Origin of the sequence: Pseudomonas sp. IT-P218 (assembly GCF_949767605.1) — a bacterium.
Classification (GTDB): Bacteria; Pseudomonadota; Gammaproteobacteria; order Pseudomonadales; family Pseudomonadaceae; genus Aquipseudomonas; species Aquipseudomonas putida_AE.
The window spans coordinates 79,222-98,696 of the sequence record NZ_CATKQQ010000005.1; the positions used below are offsets into that span (position 1 = coordinate 79,222).

18 protein-coding genes and 1 tRNA gene are annotated in these 19,475 nt (G+C 60.2%); 9 read left to right on the forward strand and 10 right to left on the reverse strand.

Features of this window, described 5'->3' with window-relative positions:
• Positions 1-173 precede the first annotated feature (173 nt).
• Positions 174-1,262: an HlyD family secretion protein gene (locus tag ACM6I6_RS04105; protein ID WP_323606849.1), complete on the forward strand. Its 1,089-nt coding sequence runs from the start codon at positions 174-176 to the stop codon at positions 1,260-1,262.
• Positions 1,263-1,311: 49 nt separating this feature from the next.
• Entirely contained in the window at positions 1,312-2,802 is a 1,491-nt protein-coding gene (locus tag ACM6I6_RS04110) for an MDR family MFS transporter (protein WP_414919473.1), read from the forward strand.
• Between the two features lie 108 nt (positions 2,803-2,910).
• On the opposite strand, the gene uvrB is transcribed toward ACM6I6_RS04110, so the two are convergent.
• Positions 2,911-4,926: an excinuclease ABC subunit UvrB gene (gene uvrB / locus ACM6I6_RS04115; protein WP_414919455.1), complete on the reverse strand. Its 2,016-nt coding sequence runs from the start codon at positions 4,924-4,926 to the stop codon at positions 2,911-2,913.
• Positions 4,927-5,262: 336 nt separating this feature from the next.
• Between uvrB and ACM6I6_RS04120 the strand changes: the two genes are divergently transcribed.
• Both ACM6I6_RS04120 and ACM6I6_RS04125 read left to right on the forward strand, forming a co-directional pair.
• A complete protein-coding gene (locus ACM6I6_RS04120; protein ID WP_274075441.1) occupies positions 5,263-6,459 on the forward strand; it encodes an amino acid aminotransferase in 1,197 nt (398 codons plus the stop codon).
• 235 nt (positions 6,460-6,694) lie between these two features.
• Positions 6,695-6,898, forward strand: coding sequence for a hypothetical protein (locus tag ACM6I6_RS04125; RefSeq protein ID WP_111282164.1), 204 nt, complete (start codon positions 6,695-6,697; stop codon positions 6,896-6,898).
• On the opposite strand, the gene ACM6I6_RS04130 is transcribed toward ACM6I6_RS04125, so the two are convergent.
• The gene (locus ACM6I6_RS04130; RefSeq protein WP_274075442.1) at positions 6,895-7,125 is read right to left on the reverse strand and encodes a hypothetical protein; all 231 of its coding nucleotides are present in this window, start codon (positions 7,123-7,125) and stop codon (positions 6,895-6,897) included. The genes ACM6I6_RS04125 and ACM6I6_RS04130 overlap by 4 nt on opposite strands.
• A gap of 230 nt (positions 7,126-7,355) precedes the next feature.
• On the opposite strand from ACM6I6_RS04130, the gene ACM6I6_RS04135 reads away from it, so the two are divergent.
• Positions 7,356-7,431 (forward strand) — tRNA-Asn (locus ACM6I6_RS04135).
• A 138-nt stretch (positions 7,432-7,569) separates the two neighbouring features.
• On the opposite strand, the gene ACM6I6_RS04140 is transcribed toward ACM6I6_RS04135, so the two are convergent.
• Positions 7,570-9,087, reverse strand: coding sequence for a nucleobase:cation symporter-2 family protein (locus ACM6I6_RS04140; protein ID WP_274075443.1), 1,518 nt, complete (start codon positions 9,085-9,087; stop codon positions 7,570-7,572).
• A gap of 255 nt (positions 9,088-9,342) precedes the next feature.
• Here ACM6I6_RS04140 and ACM6I6_RS04145 point away from each other — a divergent pair, with 255 nt between their 5' ends.
• Together ACM6I6_RS04145 and ACM6I6_RS04150 are read left to right on the forward strand one after the other, a co-directional pair.
• Positions 9,343-9,624, forward strand: a complete 282-nt coding sequence (locus ACM6I6_RS04145; RefSeq protein WP_274075444.1) for a BrnT family toxin — start codon at positions 9,343-9,345, stop codon at positions 9,622-9,624.
• Between the two features lie 3 nt (positions 9,625-9,627).
• A complete protein-coding gene (locus tag ACM6I6_RS04150) occupies positions 9,628-9,951 on the forward strand; it encodes a BrnA antitoxin family protein (RefSeq protein ID WP_414919456.1) in 324 nt (107 codons plus the stop codon).
• A 59-nt stretch (positions 9,952-10,010) separates the two neighbouring features.
• Here the strand turns inward: ACM6I6_RS04150 and ACM6I6_RS04155 are convergent, their stop codons facing one another.
• Together ACM6I6_RS04155 and ACM6I6_RS04160 are read right to left on the reverse strand one after the other, a co-directional pair.
• On the reverse strand, positions 10,011-10,838 hold the full coding sequence (locus tag ACM6I6_RS04155; protein WP_406592452.1) for an arylamine N-acetyltransferase: 828 nt from the start codon (positions 10,836-10,838) through the stop codon (positions 10,011-10,013).
• Between the two features lie 111 nt (positions 10,839-10,949).
• On the reverse strand, positions 10,950-11,744 hold the full coding sequence (locus ACM6I6_RS04160) for an exodeoxyribonuclease III (RefSeq protein WP_274075447.1): 795 nt from the start codon (positions 11,742-11,744) through the stop codon (positions 10,950-10,952).
• Positions 11,745-11,901: 157 nt separating this feature from the next.
• Here ACM6I6_RS04160 and ACM6I6_RS04165 point away from each other — a divergent pair, with 157 nt between their 5' ends.
• Positions 11,902-12,201, forward strand: a complete 300-nt coding sequence (locus tag ACM6I6_RS04165; RefSeq protein WP_274075448.1) for a hypothetical protein — start codon at positions 11,902-11,904, stop codon at positions 12,199-12,201.
• Positions 12,202-12,255: 54 nt separating this feature from the next.
• On the opposite strand, the gene ACM6I6_RS04170 is transcribed toward ACM6I6_RS04165, so the two are convergent.
• Together ACM6I6_RS04170 and ACM6I6_RS04175 are read right to left on the reverse strand one after the other, a co-directional pair.
• Positions 12,256-13,662 carry a DUF1254 domain-containing protein gene (locus ACM6I6_RS04170; protein WP_414919457.1) on the reverse strand — a complete coding sequence of 469 codons (1,407 nt, stop codon included), beginning with the start codon at positions 13,660-13,662 and terminating at the stop codon, positions 12,256-12,258.
• 116 nt (positions 13,663-13,778) lie between these two features.
• Positions 13,779-15,350 carry a GGDEF domain-containing protein gene (locus ACM6I6_RS04175; RefSeq protein ID WP_274075450.1) on the reverse strand — a complete coding sequence of 524 codons (1,572 nt, stop codon included), beginning with the start codon at positions 15,348-15,350 and terminating at the stop codon, positions 13,779-13,781.
• Positions 15,351-15,562: 212 nt separating this feature from the next.
• On the opposite strand from ACM6I6_RS04175, the gene ACM6I6_RS04180 reads away from it, so the two are divergent.
• A complete protein-coding gene (locus tag ACM6I6_RS04180; protein ID WP_414919458.1) occupies positions 15,563-16,030 on the forward strand; it encodes a hypothetical protein in 468 nt (155 codons plus the stop codon).
• Here ACM6I6_RS04180 and ACM6I6_RS04185 read toward each other — a convergent pair whose 3' ends face one another.
• The 3 genes from ACM6I6_RS04185 to ACM6I6_RS04195 form a co-directional block, all read right to left on the reverse strand.
• A complete protein-coding gene (locus ACM6I6_RS04185; RefSeq protein WP_414919459.1) occupies positions 16,031-16,690 on the reverse strand; it encodes a ribonuclease T2 family protein in 660 nt (219 codons plus the stop codon).
• A gap of 122 nt (positions 16,691-16,812) precedes the next feature.
• The gene (locus ACM6I6_RS04190) at positions 16,813-17,601 is read right to left on the reverse strand and encodes a lipopolysaccharide biosynthesis protein (RefSeq protein WP_274075453.1); all 789 of its coding nucleotides are present in this window, start codon (positions 17,599-17,601) and stop codon (positions 16,813-16,815) included.
• 105 nt (positions 17,602-17,706) lie between these two features.
• Positions 17,707-19,461 carry a murein L,D-transpeptidase gene (locus ACM6I6_RS04195; protein ID WP_408597790.1) on the reverse strand — a complete coding sequence of 585 codons (1,755 nt, stop codon included), beginning with the start codon at positions 19,459-19,461 and terminating at the stop codon, positions 17,707-17,709.
• Between the last annotated feature and the right edge of the window lie 14 nt (positions 19,462-19,475).

The following is a 19,475-nucleotide window of genomic DNA, read 5'->3' on the forward strand; positions in this document are numbered from 1 at the left end:
GACACCCGCCCCGCTCCAGTGAACAGGGCATTTAAGCCAAGGTTGCGTCTACAACGCGCGTATAGCGTGGTGAATGGCCGAATATCAGCCGATGGCATTTACCGTTTATCGGCTGTATGCCAGATTCACCTGCTGATAACTTTCCTTACATATTCTCGACTACAGTTTGCCCCATGCCTGCCCAACTCAAGCGTCGCCTGTCCATCTTCCTGTTGATTGTCCTGCTGATCGCCGGGGGCTTTTTTGCCCATTGGTTTTTCAACGGGCGCTTTTATGAAAGCACTGACAACGCCTATGTCCAGGGCGAGATCACCCGCGTGTCGAGCCAGTTGGGTGCACGAATCGATCAGGTGCTGGTGCAGGACAACCAGCACGTCGAGAAAGGCCAGTTGCTGATCAGGCTCGAAGGCGACGATTTCCGCCTCGCCGTCGACCGCGCCAATTCGACCCTCGCCACCCGCCAGGCCGAACGCCTGCAAGCCCAGAGCAAACTGACCCAGCAGGCCAGCCTGATTGCCGCCAGCGATGCGCAAGTGGCATCCAGCCAGGCAAGCCTGGGCCGCTCCCAGATCGACCTGACCCGCGCCGAGACCTTGCGCAAGCCCGGTTATGTCTCCGAAGAGCGCGTGACCACCCTCTCCGCCGACAACCACATCGCACGCTCGCAACTGACCAAAGCCCAGGCGGATGCCCAAGGACAACGCCAGCAGGTCAACGCATTGACCGCTGAAATCAAACGCCTCGACGCGCAGATCGCCAATGCCAGGGCCGACCTGGCCCAGGCCGAGCTGAACCTCACCCGCAGTGAAATCCATGCGCCGATCAGCGGCCTGATCGGCCAGCGTGCCGCCCGTGAAGGCCAGTACGTGCAGGCCGGCGCCTACCTGCTGTCGGTGGTGCCCGATGAAGACATCTGGATCCAGGCCAACTTCAAGGAAACCCAGATCGGCCACATGCAGCCCGGGCAGAAGGCTGAGCTGACCTTCGACGCCTACGGCGACACGCCGATCGAGGCGCGGGTCGACAGCCTGTTCGCCGCCTCGGGTGCGCAGTTCAGCCTGCTGCCGCCAGACAATGCCACCGGCAACTTCACCAAGGTCGTACAACGCATACCGGTCAAACTGACTTTCGCCGCCGACAACCCGCTGCGCGGCAAGATTCGCCCGGGCATGTCGGTCACCGCCAAGGTGAATATCAAGGACGCACCGGACAACGCCAGCGCCAAATTGAGCAGCCAAGACAACCCTGACGATGGCCGGTGATCAACTGATCCGCCCGGTCGGCGAGCCGACCCGGCGGGACTGGATCGCGGTGATGAGCGTGATGCTCGGCGCCTTCATGGCGGTGCTCGACATCCAGATCACCAACTCCTCGCTCAAGGACATCCAGGGCGCGCTGTCGGCAACCCTGGAAGAAGGCTCGTGGATTTCCACCTCGTACCTGGTGGCGGAAATCATCATGATTCCCCTCACCGCCTGGCTCGTGCAGCTATTGTCGGCGCGGCGCCTGGCGGTGTGGGTGTCCCTCGGCTTCCTCGTCGCCTCCTTGCTGTGTTCCATGGCCTGGAGCCTGGAAAGCATGATTGTCTTCCGCGCCCTCCAGGGTTTTACCGGCGGCGCCCTGATTCCGCTGGCGTTCACCATGACGCTGATCAAACTCCCTGAACATCACCGTGCCAAAGGCATGGCCATGTTTGCCATGACCGCCACCTTCGCCCCCTCCATCGGCCCGACGCTGGGCGGCTGGCTGACCGAAAACTGGGGCTGGGAATACATCTTCTACATCAACATCCCGCCCGGCCTGATCATGATCGCCGGCCTGCTGTACGGCCTGGAGAAGAAGGAAGCGCACTGGGAACTGCTTAAAAGCACCGACTACGCCGGCATTGTCACCCTGGGCGTCGGCCTGGGTTGTTTGCAGGTGTTTCTCGAAGAAGGCCATCGCAAGGACTGGCTGGAGTCGGACCTGATCGTGAGCCTGGGCAGCATCGCCCTGATCAGCCTGATCACCTTCGTGATCGTGCAGTTTTCCAAACCCAATCCGCTGATCAACCTCGGCATCCTGGGCAATCGCAACTTCGGCCTGTCGAGCATTTCCAGCGTCGGGATGGGGGTTGGCCTGTACGGCTCGATCTACCTGTTGCCGCTGTATCTGGCGCAGATCCAGAACTACAACGCCCTGCAGATCGGCGAAGTGATCATGTGGATGGGCGTGCCGCAGCTGTTCCTGATTCCGCTTGTGCCCAAGCTGATGAAGTATGTCTCGCCGAAATGGCTGTGCACGGTGGGCTTCGGACTCTTCGGGTTGGCGAGTTTTTCTTCGGGCGTACTGAATCCGGACTTCGCCGGGCCGCAGTTCAATCAGATCCAGATCATTCGTGCCTTGGGCCAGCCGCTGATCATGGTCACCATTTCCCTGATCGCCACCGCGTACATCCTGCCCCAGGATGCGGGGTCGGCATCGAGCCTGTTCAACATCCTGCGCAACCTCGGCGGCGCCATCGGCATCGCCCTGCTCGCCACGCTGCTGGATGCGCGAACCAAGACTTACTACGATTATTTGCGCGAAGCGATCGTGCCGACCAACCCGCAGGTGGCGGAGCGGATGGCGTCACTGACGGATCGGTTTGGCAGTGAAGCCGCAGCTTTGGGCAAGCTCAGTGAGATCGCCCACCAGCAGGCGTCGATCATGGCCTATAACGATGCCTTTCATTTTGTCGGGATAGCGCTGGGGATCAGCATGCTGGCGGTGTTGTTGACCAGGAAGTTGCCGGCTGGACTCAAGGCTGGCGAAGCCCATTGAGGCCACCGCAACCTCTGTAGGAGCTGGCTTGCCAGCGAATCGATGGTGGCCCTGATGCCGCCTTCGCTGGCAAGCCAGCTCCTACAGGTCAACGGTGTCCGTGCTTTTTCAGACTGTGATCAAGCGCTCGCGCAACTTGGCAATCTCATCACGCATCTGCGCCGCCGCTTCGAACTCCAGGTCCCGCGCCAGCTGGTACATCTTCTCTTCCAGCGCCTTGATGCGCTTGGCGATCTCGCCCGGCGAGCGCAATTCGGCTTCGTACTTGGCGCTTTCCTCGGCGGCCTTGGCCATGCCCTTGCGCTTCTTGCTGCGCGAGCCCGGCACGGTGGCGCCTTCCATGATGTCGGCCACGTCCTTGAACACGCCCTTGGGCGTGATGCCATTGGCCAGGTTGAAGGCGATCTGCTTGTCGCGGCGACGCTCGGTTTCGCCAATCGCCCGCTCCATGGAGCCGGTGATCCGGTCGGCATACAGGATAGCCCGGCCATTGAGGTTACGTGCCGCCCGACCGATGGTCTGGATCAGCGAGCGCTCGGAACGCAGGAAACCTTCCTTGTCGGCATCGAGGATCGCCACCAGCGACACCTCCGGCATGTCCAGGCCCTCGCGCAGCAGGTTGATCCCCACTAGCACATCGAAGGTGCCCAGGCGCAAATCGCGGATGATTTCCACACGTTCCACGGTGTCGATGTCCGAGTGCAGGTAGCGCACGCGCACGCCGTGATCGGCCAGGTAATCGGTCAAATCTTCGGCCATGCGCTTGGTCAGCGTCGTCACCAGCACCCGCTCTTCCAGGGCGACGCGCTTGGTGATTTCCGACAGCAAGTCGTCGACCTGGGTCAGTGCCGGGCGGATCTCGATTTGTGGGTCCACAAGGCCAGTGGGGCGCACCACCATGTCAATGACACGCCCGGCGTGTTCGGCTTCGTAGTTGCCCGGCGTTGCCGAGACGAAAATCGTCTGCGGGCTGATACTTTCCCACTCGTCGAAACGCATCGGCCGGTTGTCCAGCGCCGACGGCAGGCGGAAGCCATATTCCACCAGCGTCTCCTTGCGTGACCGGTCGCCTTTGTACATCGCGCCAACTTGCGGCACGCTGACGTGGGATTCGTCGATCACCAGCAAGGCGTCGGCCGGCAGGTAATCGTAAAGGGTCGGCGGCGGCGCCCCGGCTTCACGACCGGACAGGTAACGCGAGTAGTTCTCGATGCCGTTGCAATAACCCAGCTCGAGAATCATCTCCAGGTCAAACCGGGTGCGCTGTTCCAGGCGCTGGGCTTCCACCAGCTTGTTGTTGGAACGCAGGTATTCCAGGCGCTCCTGCAACTCGACCTTGATGCCTTCGACGGCGCCCATCAGGGTTTCCCGGGGCGTCACGTAGTGGCTTTTCGGGTAGAAGGTGAAGCGCGGCAGCTTGCGGATGACTTCTCCGGTCAGCGGATCGAAGGCCGACAGGCTTTCCACTTCATCGTCGAAGAGTTCGATGCGGATCGCTTCGAAATCCGATTCCGCCGGGTGGATATCGATCACGTCGCCGCGCACACGGAAAGTCGCACGGGCGAACTCCATGTCATTGCGGGTGTATTGCAGGTCGGCCAGGCGCCGCAGCAGTTCACGCTGGTCGAGCTTGTCGCCGCGATCCACGTGCAGAACCATCTTCAAGTAGGTTTCCGGGCTGCCCAGGCCATAGATGCACGACACCGTGGTGACGATGATCGCGTCCTTGCGCTCCAGCAATGCCTTGGTCGCGGACAACCGCATCTGCTCGATGTGATCGTTGATCGAGGCGTCTTTCTCGATGAAGGTGTCCGAAGACGGCACGTAGGCTTCGGGCTGGTAGTAGTCGTAGTAGGAGACGAAGTACTCCACGGCGTTGTTCGGGAAGAACGCCTTGAACTCACCGTACAACTGCGCGGCCAGGGTCTTGTTCGGCGCCAGCACCAGGGTCGGGCGCTGCACCTGGGCGATCACGTTGGCGATACTGAAGGTCTTGCCCGAACCGGTCACACCGAGCAACGTCTGGTGCGCCAGCCCGGCTTCGATGCCTTCGACCATCAGGCGGATGGCTTCCGGTTGATCGCCGGCGGGCTCGAAACGGGTGACTAGCTGGAATTCAGACATGTAGAACCTCTGGGATCACTCTTGCCGGTGAAACCGACACGAACGAGAAAGACCACAAACGACCGATGTCGCCCGAGGAAAAAACTGGATTGCGCTCAATGTGGAGTCGATTGCCAGCGCTTTCAAGGCAAACGTCCTACAACGGGTAAAGACTTAGACGACGCCAATCGACTAACGGTCGAAAAATAATCGGAAAAACTTACCTTAAAAGCGGATTCGTCTGTCGCCATCACTCGCGGATGGCCTCTATACTAGCTCCCCGTTTGTGCACCGCTCTAGTGCATTCGGCTGGAGCGCGACACGTCCCTCCACTCTCCATTCAGAGCCGCCGCAAAAATGAGCCTGTTCTCCGCTGTCGAAATGGCACCACGCGATCCAATCCTGGGCCTCAACGAAGCATTCAACGCCGATACCCGTACCAACAAGGTCAACTTGGGCGTCGGTGTTTACTGCAACGAGGAGGGGAAAATTCCACTCCTGCGCGCCGTTGTCGAAGCCGAAACCATTCGCGTCGCTCAACACGCTTCCCGTGGCTACCTGCCAATCGACGGCATCGCCGCCTACGACCAGGCGGTGCAAAAACTGCTGTTCGGCAATGATTCGCCGCTGATCGCCGCTGGCCGCGTCATCACCACCCAGGCCGTTGGCGGTACCGGCGCCCTGAAAATCGGTGCCGACTTCCTCAAGCAACTGCTGCCAAACGCCGTCGTGGCGATCAGCGACCCGAGCTGGGAAAACCACCGCGCGCTGTTCGAAACCGCCGGTTTCCCGGTGCAGAACTATCGCTACTACGATGCCGCGACCCACGACGTTAACCGCGCCGGCCTGCTGGAAGACCTGAACGCCCTGCCGTCCGGCTCGATCATTGTCCTGCACGCCTGCTGCCACAACCCGACCGGCGTGGACCTGAGCCCCGCGGACTGGAACAACGTCCTGGAAGTGGTGAAAGCCAAAGGTCACGTGCCGTTCCTCGACATGGCGTACCAGGGTTTCGGCGATGGCATCGACGAAGACGCCGCTGCCGTGCGCCTGTTCGCCGAATCGGGCCTGACCTTCTTCGTCTCCAGCTCGTTCTCCAAATCGTTCTCGTTGTACGGCGAGCGCGTTGGTGCCCTGTCGATCGTCAGCGAATCGAAAGAAGAAAGCGCACGCGTCCTGTCGCAAGTCAAACGTGTGATCCGCACCAACTACTCCAACCCGCCGACCCACGGCGCAAGCATCGTCGCTGCCGTGCTCAACAGCCCGGAACTGCGCGCCCAGTGGGAAGCCGAGCTGGCCGAAATGCGCCTGCGCATTCGTGGCATGCGCACGCAGATGGTCGACACCCTGGCGAAAAACGCGCCGCAGCGCGATTTCAGCTTCGTCGGTCGTCAGCGCGGCATGTTCTCCTACTCCGGTCTGTCGGTTGAACAAGTGCATCGCCTGCGCAACGAATTCGGCATCTACGCCCTGGACACCGGCCGTATCTGCGTGGCTGCGTTGAACCAGAGCAACATCAAGGTTGTGACGGATGCGATTGTTCAGGTGATCTGACTTTCGCGTGGTACGAAAAACGGGAAGCCTTTGGGCTTCCCGTTTTTTATTTGTCGCAGATAATTCTCAAAGCCATGACCTCCCCCTCTAAACTGCACACAGATCAAAATGTGGGAGCGGGCTTGCTCGCGAATGCGTTCTGACTGCCACATTAATGTTGAATGTGCTGTCGTCTTCGCGAGCAAGCCCGCTCCCACAAGTTATGTGTACACCCGAGATACTTATGAGAGCCGATATGAAAAACGATGACCTACGTGCCGACCGCGATGACCTGGATGACTTCATCCCCCGCACCCCGGCCAAACAACGCGGCAACAACCTTGTGATGCAAGTCGCTGCCGGCGTGTTTCTCGGCGGCCTGGCCCTGTGGCTGGTGCAACTGGGCGCCACCGCGCTCTACGCCAAACTGATGCTGGGCACCATTACCTTCGGCGGCTAGGCCAGTTCGCTCGCGCGCTGGCTGGCAGCGTCGTCATAGGCGACATACAGCGATTCAGCAACCTGGCTTTTGATCGCCTTGGTGCTTTCCAGGCCCAGGACAAACCCCTCGGCCTTCCCCCCTGCACGGTTCAGCTCATCGGCGTTGCTGGCCTGGGTGATGGCATCGAACAGTTTTTCGGCGTGCGGGCCGACCCCCTTGGGCAGGCTGATTTGCGCGATGCTCATGGGAACACCCCGTTGCTTCGAGGTTGTGTGGCGGTCAAGCAAGTCATGGCGCGTACCTTATCGGCGAATGGCCGGCAGCGCGTGTAACCACTTCCGGGCCGCCATGTTAGCCCCCACAGGCAATTCCGGTAACCGCCAATCACCGATAAACCACCGTCCGTCCCGAGAAAACCCTCCCGCTGCTATCAAATGCTTGACTTCTCTTTTTGAATCAGTAACATAGGCGCCATTCCGCGATAGCTCAGTTGGTAGAGCAAGTGACTGTTAATCACTGGGTCCCTGGTTCGAGTCCAGGTCGTGGAGCCAGACAGCAAAATCGAAAAGCCCCTGAATCGAAAGATCCAGGGGCTTTTTTGTGGCCGATGTAAAAGTAAAAAAACCACAGCCTGCGGCATGTAGGAGCTGCCGCAGGCTGCGATCTTTTGATCTTAAGCGTTTAAACCGTCAGACATGCTCACTGCTTTTGGCATGCACCGCCCGTGGCTCGCCATGCCCGTGATCCACTTCAACCACCGGGATTTCCTTGCCATCACAGTCATGCAACTTGCCGTCGCTGAAGTAATCCCCTTCGCGCAATGCCGCCAGGTCCTGGTAGCGCAGTACCCGCTCGGTACCCGCCGCAAACACCGACTGCTGGTCGGAGTTACCGGCGGTGAGGTGGTTGAAGGTCAGGTTGAGCACGATGGCCATGATTGCCGAAGAGCTGATGCCCGAATGGAAGATCGTCGCGAACCAGCTTGGGAAGTGATCGTAGAAGTTCGGCGCGGCAATCGGGATCATGCCGAAACCGATGGAGGTCGCGACAATGATCAGGTTGACGTTGTTGCGGTAGTCGACCTTGGACAGTGTACGAATGCCACTGGCCGCGACGGTGCCGAACAGCACGATACCGGCCCCGCCGAGGACCGAAGTCGGCACGGCGGCGATGACGCGCCCCATGAACGGCAGCAGGCCGAGGATCACCAGGAACAGGCCGCCGGTGGCCACCACATAGCGGCTCTTGATCCCGGTCACCGCCACCAGCCCGACGTTCTGGGCGAAGGCGCTTTGGGTGAAGGAGCCGAAGATCGGTGCGATCATGCTCGACAGCATGTCCGCGCGCAGACCATTGCCCAGGCGCTTGGAATCGACCTTGGTATCGATGATTTCACCCACGGCCAGGATATCGGCGGACGTCTCCACCAGCGTCACCATGACCACGATGCACATCGACAGGATCGCCGCGAAGTGGAAGGTCGGCATGCCGAAGTGGAAAGGTGTAGGGAAACCGAACATCGGGCCCTGGCCGACGGAGGAGAAATCCGCCATGCCGAGGAACACCGCGACGACCGTACCGATGACCATCGCCAACAGGATCGACAACCGGGAGATGGTGGCGCTGCCGATCTTGCTCAGCAACAGCACCAACACCAGCGTCATCGCTGCCAGGCCGATGTTGGCCATGCTGCCAAAGTCAGGGGCATGACTGTTGCCACCCATGGCCCAGCGTGCCGCCACCGGCATAAGCGTCAGGCCGATGGTGGTGATCACGATACCCGTGACCAGCGGCGGGAAGAACTTGGTAATTCGCGAGAACACCGGTGTGATCAGCAACCCGATCAGGGACGCGGCTATCACCGCCCCCAGGATTGACTGAAATCCACCCTCGCCTCCACTGCTGACGATCGCCACCATGGTCGCGACGCCGGAAAACGACACACCCTGCACCAGCGGCAACTGACAACCGAAAAACGGTAGACCCAGGGTTTGCAGCAACGTGGCCAGCCCCCCCGCAAACAATGAAGCAGCAATCAACAATCCAATGTCCGCCGGCGAGAGGCCGGCCGCCTGACCAATGATCAAAGGCACCGCGACGATGCCACCGTACATGGTCAGAACATGTTGCAGGCCGTAAGCCATATTCGCGCCGATCCCGAGATTTTCATCTTCAGGCCGTTGGTGTGAAACATGGGGCGTTTTCATGTTAGGGGGTTCCCTGGTTTTTGTTATGCGCACACTGTATTCAATACTCAGGACAAATGTCCATAGAGTTGTATACAACTTGCCAGTCAAATTATGAACGGTCGTTCATGCAGACTGTGTGCCACCACGCTCCTTCTCGTAAAAAACCTTGAAATACATCCGTCCGGCCCATTGTCCTGCGCCCACTAGTCTTTTGAATTCATGGCGACCATCGGTAGTAATCGCCGTCTTCCAAATACATATAAAGTATGCATAATGAAGCCATTCGAAATTCAGTATCACAAGGCGAAGAACGCGGCCAACAAACTCAAGCATCTGGGCATCAGCCTGGCAGAGACAGAGCCGGTGTTCTACGACGAACGTGCCCTGACCTTGCAGGACGATCACCATGATGAACCGCGCTGGATCATCATGGGGCTGGATGGCAAGGGGCGTTTGCTGGTCGTTGCGTACACCTACCGTGAACCGAATTTCGTTCGAATCATTTCCGCGCGCCTCGCCAGCAAAAACGAGCGCCGCCAGTATCTGGAGGCTTGACCCATGAAAGACGAGTACGACTTCAGCCATGCCAGCCGCGGGGCGGTTGCCCCCGGCAAAGGCAAGACCCGCATCACCATCATGCTCGACGACGTCGTCATCGAGGCAGCGCGAGCGCTCGCGCAAAGCGAGGGTTATGGCTACCAGACCGCGATCAACAACACGCTGCGCCGGGCGTTGCTGACCGAACACGACAAGGCAGGGACCGGAACTGTTAAACACCTGAAAAAGGGGATCACCGGCTCTGATCTGAAAAGCCTGGAAAAAAAGCTCGCGCAAGCCCTTAGCGAAATTCAGCGGCTGATGGAGCCCGAAGCCCGTCCGTAGGCACGAAAAAGGGGCAGGCTGATCCAATCTGCCCCTTTTTTGTGTGCACGATGATCCGCCTATTGCGGCACTATCAATCTCTCAAGTGTGCGCATCAATGTCGCATTGTTTGGCACCCGAATCCCGAACTCGCTTTCCAGTACACCCATCAACTCCTGCACATTGGCCACTTCCCGGCGTTCGCTGTCATGCCCCATGCGATGGATCGCAAAGCTGCCGTTATTGAGGGTACGACGCCAGCCCTCCCCCGTCCGCGCCACCATCAGTTGCCTGGCGAAGGACGATTCGGGGTGGGTCGAGACATACCAGTTGCCGACGGCGTAATCGATGTCCTCCTGGCGTTGCAGGTCGAAGATGTACATCGCGCGCCACTCCTCCCCGACCTTCGCGCGAAGGGTGTAGCCGTCGGCATGCTGCTCGATCCGATACGGCTCGTGAGGCGTCGACTGTTCATCACGGCTGTCGAGCAACAGCGGTGCGGTGGGCACCATGCCGCCGAAGCCGACGTCAGTGATGTAGCGCATGCCATCGAGCGTCACCAGGCTCAAGCGGTGCGTTCGAGCGGTCCAGGCGCCTTCTGGCTGGCCCATCACCACACGCCCGCTGATGCCCCGCGCTTCGTAGCCAAGCGCCTGCAGCAAAGCCAGAAAGAGATAGTTGAGTTCGTAGCAGTAACCGCCGCGTCCATCCTGCAGGATCTTTTGCTCGATCGACGACAGGTCGATGCGCACCGGTTCGCCCGCCAGCGTAGTGAGGTTTTCAAACACAAAGGCGCCGGTGTGGCGCAATTGAAGCAGGCGCAGGGTGTCAAGGGTCGGTGCCGGGGGAGCATCGAAGCCCAGACGTTGCAGGTATGACGCAAGGTTTGTCAGACGTGGCTCGCTCATCGCTAGATCCTTATGCACGCAAGCTGCGGATCGCTCCGCCAGGGGGGCTATGTATAAAGGATGAAGGGCCACGGCCGACAATTGATTTAGCCAATCGGCCGGCAAGACAATTCACCGGCGCTTGCGCGAGCCCAATTGAATCCAGGTGGGCGCATGGTCGCTGGCATGGGGCTCGTTGCGCACCCAGGCATCGACCCCGGCTTCTTCGAGGTAAGGACTCAAGGCCGGGTTGAGCAACAGGTGATCGATGCGCAAGCCGGAGTTCTTTTGCCAGTGCTGGCGAAAATAGTCCCAGAAGGTGTAGACCCTCTCCTGCGGATACAGATGACGTACGGCATCGGTCCAGCCCTGGTCCAGCAGACGCTGATAACACTCACGGCTCTCGGGTTGCAGCAAGGCATCCTTGAGCCAGGAACGCGGGTTATAGATGTCGAGATCGGTGGGCACCACATTGTAGTCACCCGCCAGCACCACCGGATGCTCGCTGCCCTGCAGCGATTGCGCGTAGCGTATCAGGCGCTCGAACCAGGCCAGCTTGTAATCGAACTTCGGCCCGGGTTGCGGATTGCCATTGGGCAAATACAGGCAACCCACCAGCACCCCGTGGACGGCCGCTTCCAGATACCGACTGTGATTATCGTCGTCATCGCCCGGCAGACCTCGGCGGCTTTCCAGCGGCTGCGCATCCCGGGCCAGTATCGCCACCCCGTTCCACGACGCTTGCCCCTGCCAGATCGCCCCGTAGCCGATGGCCTCAAGCTGCGCGGCGGGAAATGCGCTGTCGACCGACTTGAGCTCCTGCAGACAGGCGATGTCCGGCTGCTCACGCTCCAGCCAGGCCAACAGATTCGGCAGGCGGGCGCGCATGCCGTTGACGTTGAACGTCGCGATTCGCAACTTTTTCATGACCACCGTCCCGTTTGGCTGGGCCTTTTGGGTGTGACCGCGCCGCCTGCAAGGTGTTCGGTCGGTCACGGCCTGTGCCACTCGTCATCCAGCCGGCACCAACCACCCTGCCCTTCACACCAACTTCAGGTAACGACTCATCTTTTGGAGACGGACCATGATCAACACCAAAATCACTTCGCTGTTTCTCGCTGGATTGCTCTGCGCGGCGCCCTTGGCCACTTTCGCAGAATCCGGCGATGGCGCTGACGCGACGGGCACCAAATCCGGTGCTACCAGCGGCCCGGTCATGCCGCCCGACAACACGCCAAGCTCGCCCTCGGGCGGCAACGCCGGTGACGGTGGCGCAACCGGCTCTTCGAGTGGGAGTGCGGGTGGCAGCAGTAGTTCGGGTGCCGGAGGGGGTACCGGGGCCGGTGGCGGGACTGGTGGGGCTGGCGGCGGGACGGGTAGCTGAACGCGTAAAGGCAGCCGATGGTGATTCAGCGTCGGCTGCCTTTATAGGATGCGCCTACATCTGCTTGACCGCCGGAGGATTCCACTTGCCATTCAACGCCTCGGCCTTCGGACCGTACAAGCGCATGGTCAGGTTGAACGGCCCCTTGGGCGCCGGCAGCCAATTGGCTTCCAGCTCCTTGCCGGGGCTTTCGTTCTGGAAATAGATATCCAGCGAACCGTCGGCGTTGCTCTTGAACGGCATCCAGCTGCTGACCGCGAAGCGGTTGAGCCCGTTGCCCACCTGGAAACCTTCGGGGTCGTACAGCGTGATCGACCAGAAGGCGTTCACCGGAGGCGCCTCGTCCTTGGGGAAATGCAGTACGTACTTGTGCGCTCCATCGAGGGTCTTGCCGTTTTCATCGCCCATATTCAACGGATAAATCGCGTCTTCGGGCAAGTTGGCGCCGAGCCCCATCTGCGCCACGATCGCGCGCTTGAGGTAGTAGTTGCCGTAGACGCCCATGGTGTCGGTGTTCATCGACCACCCGTTGACTACTCGCGCCAGGGTCGGCACCTTCCACGCCATCAGCGCTTGTGCGTCCTTGGGTGCAGTCTCCAGGGCGGCTTTTATTTCCGGGTCCAGTGCATTCATGTCGAACGACTTGCCCGGCTCGATGCCGATACGCTTGAGCTGCGCCAGTAGCGGCTGATCGGTGCTGTGGGCGGGATGCACCTTGAGCAGCTCGGCGGCATAGGCGAAGTAGTCGGCCGCCGACAGGGTGTCGACCTGGATTTTCGGTGGGGTCGTCATGTCCACGGCCGGGTCGATCTTGACACTGACCGGCTCTGCGCCCTTGCCCAGCCGCGACAACGGCGTCACGGTGTAGCCGGCCTGGATCTTGTGCACCGCCGCGTAGTCCGCCGCGCCATCGGTCTTGGTTCGCCCGATGACCCAGACAAAGGGCGTCGGCGCCGGCAGGTGGTTGAGTCCAGCCGGCACAGTGCCGGTCCAGCCCGGTGGCGTTACCAGGAATTGCGCGGCGTCGGTACCCGTGGTGCGCCATCCGGGCGATGCGAATACGTCACTCCACATGTCGAGCATCGGCAGCAAGTAAAAACGTCCGGCGGTGTCCGGGGCAGCGATGACCAGCGGCTCCTTGGTCAGGTCGAGCCATGCAATGGAATACAAGGTGTCGAAGTTCGAGCGCACCACCCCTTTGAAATTCGCCGGCGGGTACTCGGGCACACTCACGAACATGTTCATCGGGCCCTTGCCGAACTCCTTGCCCGGTTCGATGTTGGTGAATTGCTTGCGGGTGATGTCCATGGTCAACAGCGGATAAAAATAAACGTAGGCATCCACGCCGATGGCGTGGGCTTCTTCTGCGGTCATTTTCGCTTGCGCATGACTGACCAGCGGCAAGACAGCGCTGGACACAAGGGTAAGGGCAATGGCGGTCAATGCTTGGGTTATCGACATGGTGGCGATCGTCCGTGCGATGGGGAGATCTGCCGGGAGCGGCAGAGCTACCGCAACTCTAGACGATCAATTGCCCAAGTTCTGACAGGCGGACAATCGGGCAATCGAACCTCGCCTCAACGATCCGATCGCATCAGCGCCTCGACCCCGCCCTCCATCGACAACACCGCCGAACGGTTTCTACCCGAATGTTTGGCCTGATACAGGGCAGCATCCGCGCGCTGGATGAACACCTCCATGCTGTCACGCCCCGTCGGCACGAACGAATAACAACCGAGGCTTACGGTCACGTATCCGGTAGGCGAGCCCGTATGGACGATGTTCTTGCCCATGACGCTGCGGCGAATCTGTTCGGCGAGGGTCATGGCACCATGGAGATCGGTGTCAGGCAGCAACACCGCAAACTCTTCTCCACCGTAACGCACCGCCAGGTCGGCCTTGCGATGGCAGCAGCTTTTCACGGCCCGGGCCACTTCGGCCAGGCAGTGATCGCCCACCACATGACCGTAGGTGTCGTTGTAGCGCTTGAAGAAATCGATATCGAGCATGATCAGGCTCAACGGGCTGTTTTGCCGGGCGCCGCGGCCGAATTCGATATCCAGGGCTCGCTCGAACAGCCTCCGATTGGCCAGGCCGGTCAGGCTGTCGTGGGTGGCAATCAGCTCCAGCGCCTGCTGAGCCATGCGCAGATCCGCCTCGACCTGTTCACCGACACGCACCTGGCGAATGAACACCCAACCGATCAGGCCAACGCCCAGCATCACCAGCACGACGATCGCACTGGAACGAAACGCCGTGTCGTACCAGTCCGCCAGGATCGAGTCCCGGGACGAGGCCGCCGAGACCACGAGGGGGTATGCCTCCAGCTGCCGATAGCCATACAGGCGGACAATGCCATCCACTTGGGAAGCGAACATCGCGTTGCCGGAAGTCGCCTGGGGCAACAGGTTCTGAAAGATTTCCCCCTTGGCCAATGAGGTACCGATCTGCGCCTGCACATAGGGTCGACGGGCCAGCAGCGTGCCATCGGTCAGCGCCAGAAACATCGCGCCGTTGTCGTCGATACTGAAGCTTTTGAAGAACTGCTCGAAGTACGACATCTTGATCCCGGCCAACAGCACCCCCTGGAACTGGCCATTGCGGTCGTTGACCCGCCGGGAGATCGGAATGATCCATTCGCCATTTTCCCGACTGCGGATGGCCGGGCCGATGTGCGCCACGGTCGAGACGTTCTGTTGGTGAAACTTGAAGTACTCGCGATCTGCCACGCCGCTGCCGCGAGGCAGTGCCGCAAATGAGGTGACGACCCACTGGCCCTTTTGGTCGAACAGCAGGATGCCGTGCAATTGGCTGAGCGCCTGCACCCGTCGGGTGAAGGTCTTCTGCAAGCGCGGACGCTGGGCCGCGCCGAACCCGTCGGCCTGGATCCAGTCCACCAGGCTGGTCAGCACCAGGTCGGCTTGCATAAAGGTGTCTTCGGCCTGCTGTGCCATGGCCCGCGTCAGGTTCGACGAAGCGACCTGGGCCTGGCTCAGGTCGTGGCGCCGGGATTGTTCCAGTTGCAGATAAAGCAAGGCGCACAGGCACAGGCACACCGTGCCGATAAACCACACTGCCGCCTTGCGCAGCGGGATGCGCTTCAGGGCGACGCCGGGGGCGTGGTACAGGTCATCAAGGCGTGTTGGCAAAAATGCGCTCCCTGAAAGGGCAAGGCATGAGCGATACCCCATGCCCCTGGTTTCGGGCGCCAAGTCTACGGTGTTCCAAACGGGAAAAGGGCACCAGACGCCAAATGGTTGCCCCGCCCACCTGGAAACCGTCAGAGGGCCTGACGCAGGACAACAACCTGATCGCCCTCAAGCAGCTAGGATGTGTCTTACACCACGTCAGGGAATTGAACATGAGCAAGGCAGACGAGCTCGCGATAAAATTGAAACAGACCCGATCTACCGGCATTGATCAGGCGATCGACAGCTGGCCGGGCCAGGTCTACGAGCTGTATCACCAGATCGAGGCCTGGCTGCAGCCTTTGACCGAGGCCGGTCTGGTCCTGCGGCGCAACCCCACTCACGTCTTCGAGAGTCACCCGCTGGGTGACACGTTCGACTATGCCATCGACCAACTGGTGATCAGCGCCAATCGCCTGAGCATCACGTTCGACCCTGTTGCGCGCTTTACGGCGGATGGCGAAGGGCGAGTCGAAATTCACTGCCAGGGCAACGAACTTGCCCTGTTGCGCACCGTGGACGAACACGGTGCAACACATTGGTGGCTGCAAGGGATCGAGCAGGCTGCCACGCGACCGGATGCGGTGGCGTTGACTGAAAACAGCCTGCTGTCGGTGGTACAGGCAGGACTGGCGCTCTGATCAGCGCAAAGGTGGAACCCGGATATCCCCGGCGCGGCATTGGGTCTTCACGCCTTTGCCGCAAGAGGCAAACGCCAGGTCCTTGTCCATGCAGACCCGAACCTCCGACAATTCCGGCCCCCTGCAGATCACCACAATGCCATCCGCCGGAATCTGCGGATTGCTCTGGCGGAACATCCGCGTTATGTCCGCCGCAGTAAAATAATGCGTGGTGCTCAAGGGTTGCAGTTGCTCGGGAATGCTGACCGCGCCCAAGGCCTTGTCGGAGGCCTCCAGGTACCCGTCGGCGCCGAGGCCGCTGCACGTGCCGTGCTTGGCCCATTCGTGCTCGAATAGTTTCCTCGACGGGTATAACATCAAGCCCTTGGCCCGCTCCTCTGCCGAGAGCTTCTCCCTCGGCGCGCAGGACTTCGGCCAACCGCCCCCGGTGTATTGCGGCCAGAGGCCGTGAAGTACAAAGCCATAGCCTTTGCCGGAACATTGCGCGTCGTCAGCATGGGTCAGGCAGTAAGTGGGTGACCAGGACAGCGCCAACACGTAGTAATCAAACACCCCTGCCACGGATGCCGGCCCGCCATTTCGCGAGTCCCGGGCGCTGCTCGTGCCGACGCTGGCGAACGTCAACAGGATCAGCGCGAGCACGGCGTAAAGTCTGTTCATCGGCACGCTCCCGCAGGGTGGCTTGACCGACGATGGGTCGATCAAAAGCCGCTACTTTGGCATAGCCGCCAGCGCTTTCGCACCACGAGAGTGAGTCGAAATAATTAATGTCGTGTGATCCGTCAGAGCAACCTGTCGAGCTCTTGCAGCGTCATCCGGGGGATCACCCGCGGTGGAATTTTCGAGATATCGGACAGGTTGTAAACCTGAAAATCCTTGTTCACCACCTGCTGCGACAGGATCTTGAACGACGGCAGGATTCGCGTATGAAAATGCTCATCGAGCACACAGGGAGAAGCGAAACTGCCCGACCTCTCATAGAAGCGCCCCGCCGTCGGGTCCAGGTCGACGCCCACCAGGAATACCCGGGTAAATCCCAGGTGGTAGGCCAGCTGCAAAGCCAGGTAGGCGACGGTACGGGCGTCAAAAAAACCACGTTTGAGATTCTTGCTGAAACCCAGGGTTTTGTTGCGGCCACTGCCTAGCCTGCGGACCCTGACCAAATCCTTGTCTGTCCTGAAAAACTCGCTCCACGAAAGCCTGGGTGCCCGGCTCAGCAAGTACAGCTTGCCCTGAGGCTTTACCGAGGTGTGCCAGATATGTTTTTCCCACAGCGCAACCCGCTCGCTGAGGCGCATGGCTTCGGTAAACAGTTCCGGTTGCTGCTCGGAAAAACCCTGATCCGTACAGACATAGAAGTACGGCTTGATCCCCGTCCCGGTGAATTTCGAAATGGCACCGTTCATGGTGATCATTGGAACGCCGGCATACTTGTGTAACGGGAAATCTTTTGCCGACGCACCCGACGCCACGATGAACACGGGACCCGTTTGAGTGTTGCGGCACTCATCCAGATCATGCACCCGAAACGAATCTGTGATGTGTGTCATTTTTTTATCGGCAACATCCATCGTCAATGTCTCTATCCCTGTTATTGATCAACTGTGACCCACTTCCATGTCGATAGTTTTCAGCGGGTAAACCTTCGGCTCGGCAGCTCGAAAAGACGCCTGGGGTTACGATTTGTCCTGGCCTGTGACCACCATTGGCGGTTCTGCACGTTGCAACTCCAGAGCGGGCAACTTCGACGGCTGGTTCAAGAGTCGCAGCACCGGGGAATCGTAACCGTAAACGTCGGGTTTGAACGTCACCCGTCCGTCGGTATTCAGGTCCACCGTCCAATAGGCCAGCAGCACGGGCACCTTGACGGGAAGCTTGATGTTTTCGGTTCTACCGTTGGCCAGTTGCTTTTGAATACCCGCCGAATTCCAGCGCACAGGGTCGTTGAACAGCAGTTCGACCAACTGCAACGGATTCTCCACCCGGATGCAGCCGGAGCTGGTGGCCCGCATGGATTTGGCAAACAGTTCGCGATGGGGGGTGTCGTGGAGGTAGATCGCATAGTCGTTGGGGAAGCGGATGACCACCTGCCCCAGTGAGTTTTCCGGACCGGCGTCCTGGCGCAGCGTGATGCCGCGCGCGTTGGACCAGTCGACGGTCGACGGATCGAGCGTGTTGCCTTCGCGGTCCAGGGCGCGAATCCGGTTGGCCGCGAGGTAGCCCGGATTCTGCTGGATCTTGGGCAACATATCCTTGACCAGAATCGTCGGCGGAACGGTCCAGGTGGGGTTGAAGGTGACGTAGGTGATTTCCGACTGGAACACCGGCGTGCTGCGAAACGGTTTGCCGACCTGCACCCGGGAACGCCAGACCGGCTGGCCGTCGCGGTACAAGGCGACCTTGTAGCCGGCGATATCGACGATGACAAAAGTGCCTTGCAGCTTATAGAGCAACCAGCGCGCCCGTTCCATGTTCACCCGAACCTGATCGATTCGCGCCTCGACCGGCACATTCAGTGCCGCCAGCGTCGTCGCCCCCGCCACGCCATCGGCGCCGAGGTACTGTTCGAGCTGATACTTCTTCACCGCGGCGATGACACTGTCGTCGTAATCGGTACGCTTCGATTTGTGCGGGTCCAGATAACCGGCTGCCACCAGGCGTGCGCGCAATTGCCGGACCGCGGCATTGTCCATGCCGGGCTTGAGCGACTGCCCTTCGGCGACTTTTGGCCAGCCACCGGCGTCACGAATCTGGCGCAACTGCGCAAGGCTCTCGCGCAGGCTGCGATAAACCGCCTCCTGAGGTGGCGCCAGAACGAACGCACGAGCGACGTCGTGATCATCCAGGGCAGTAAAGAAGCTGTTCATATCCTCGCGCGGGTCAATGCCCTCGGGCTCGAAGTTCCAGTGAAAATCCAACCGGGCCGGATCTACCTTGCCACGGCGCAACTGCAGCAGCGCCGTGATGTACGTACGAGTTGCCGCGATGTCGAAAGCCGCCCATTGCGCCGGCGTCGGCGCCGTGGCCTGCAGCGCCAGTTGCGCCTGGGCCAGTTCGCCAGCCCGGTAATCCTCGGGGATCAGGCCATCGGCCTGGGTACCATCAAGTCCTTGGAGCAACTGGCTGACATCTCGCCCGTTGGTCCAGGCGGCGCGGAAATTGCGATGCGAATAGAAATCCAGGACTACCCGGGCGACATCCACCCGTTGATGTTTGCGCGAGGTCAACAGAGGCGGGAATGAAGATTGCAGCGGTTCGAGCTCCGCCTGGATGGCCTGACCAACGACGTCATCGGGCGCAGCACCGAGCACACTCACTGGAGCCGGAGATACCGGCACGATCGGCGAAGTTTCACCCATCGCAGCGCCGCTGATCAGAAAGACCATAAAAAATACACGGCTTATGACGAATGACCTTGTTAATTGACCCATGGATAATCCTTAAT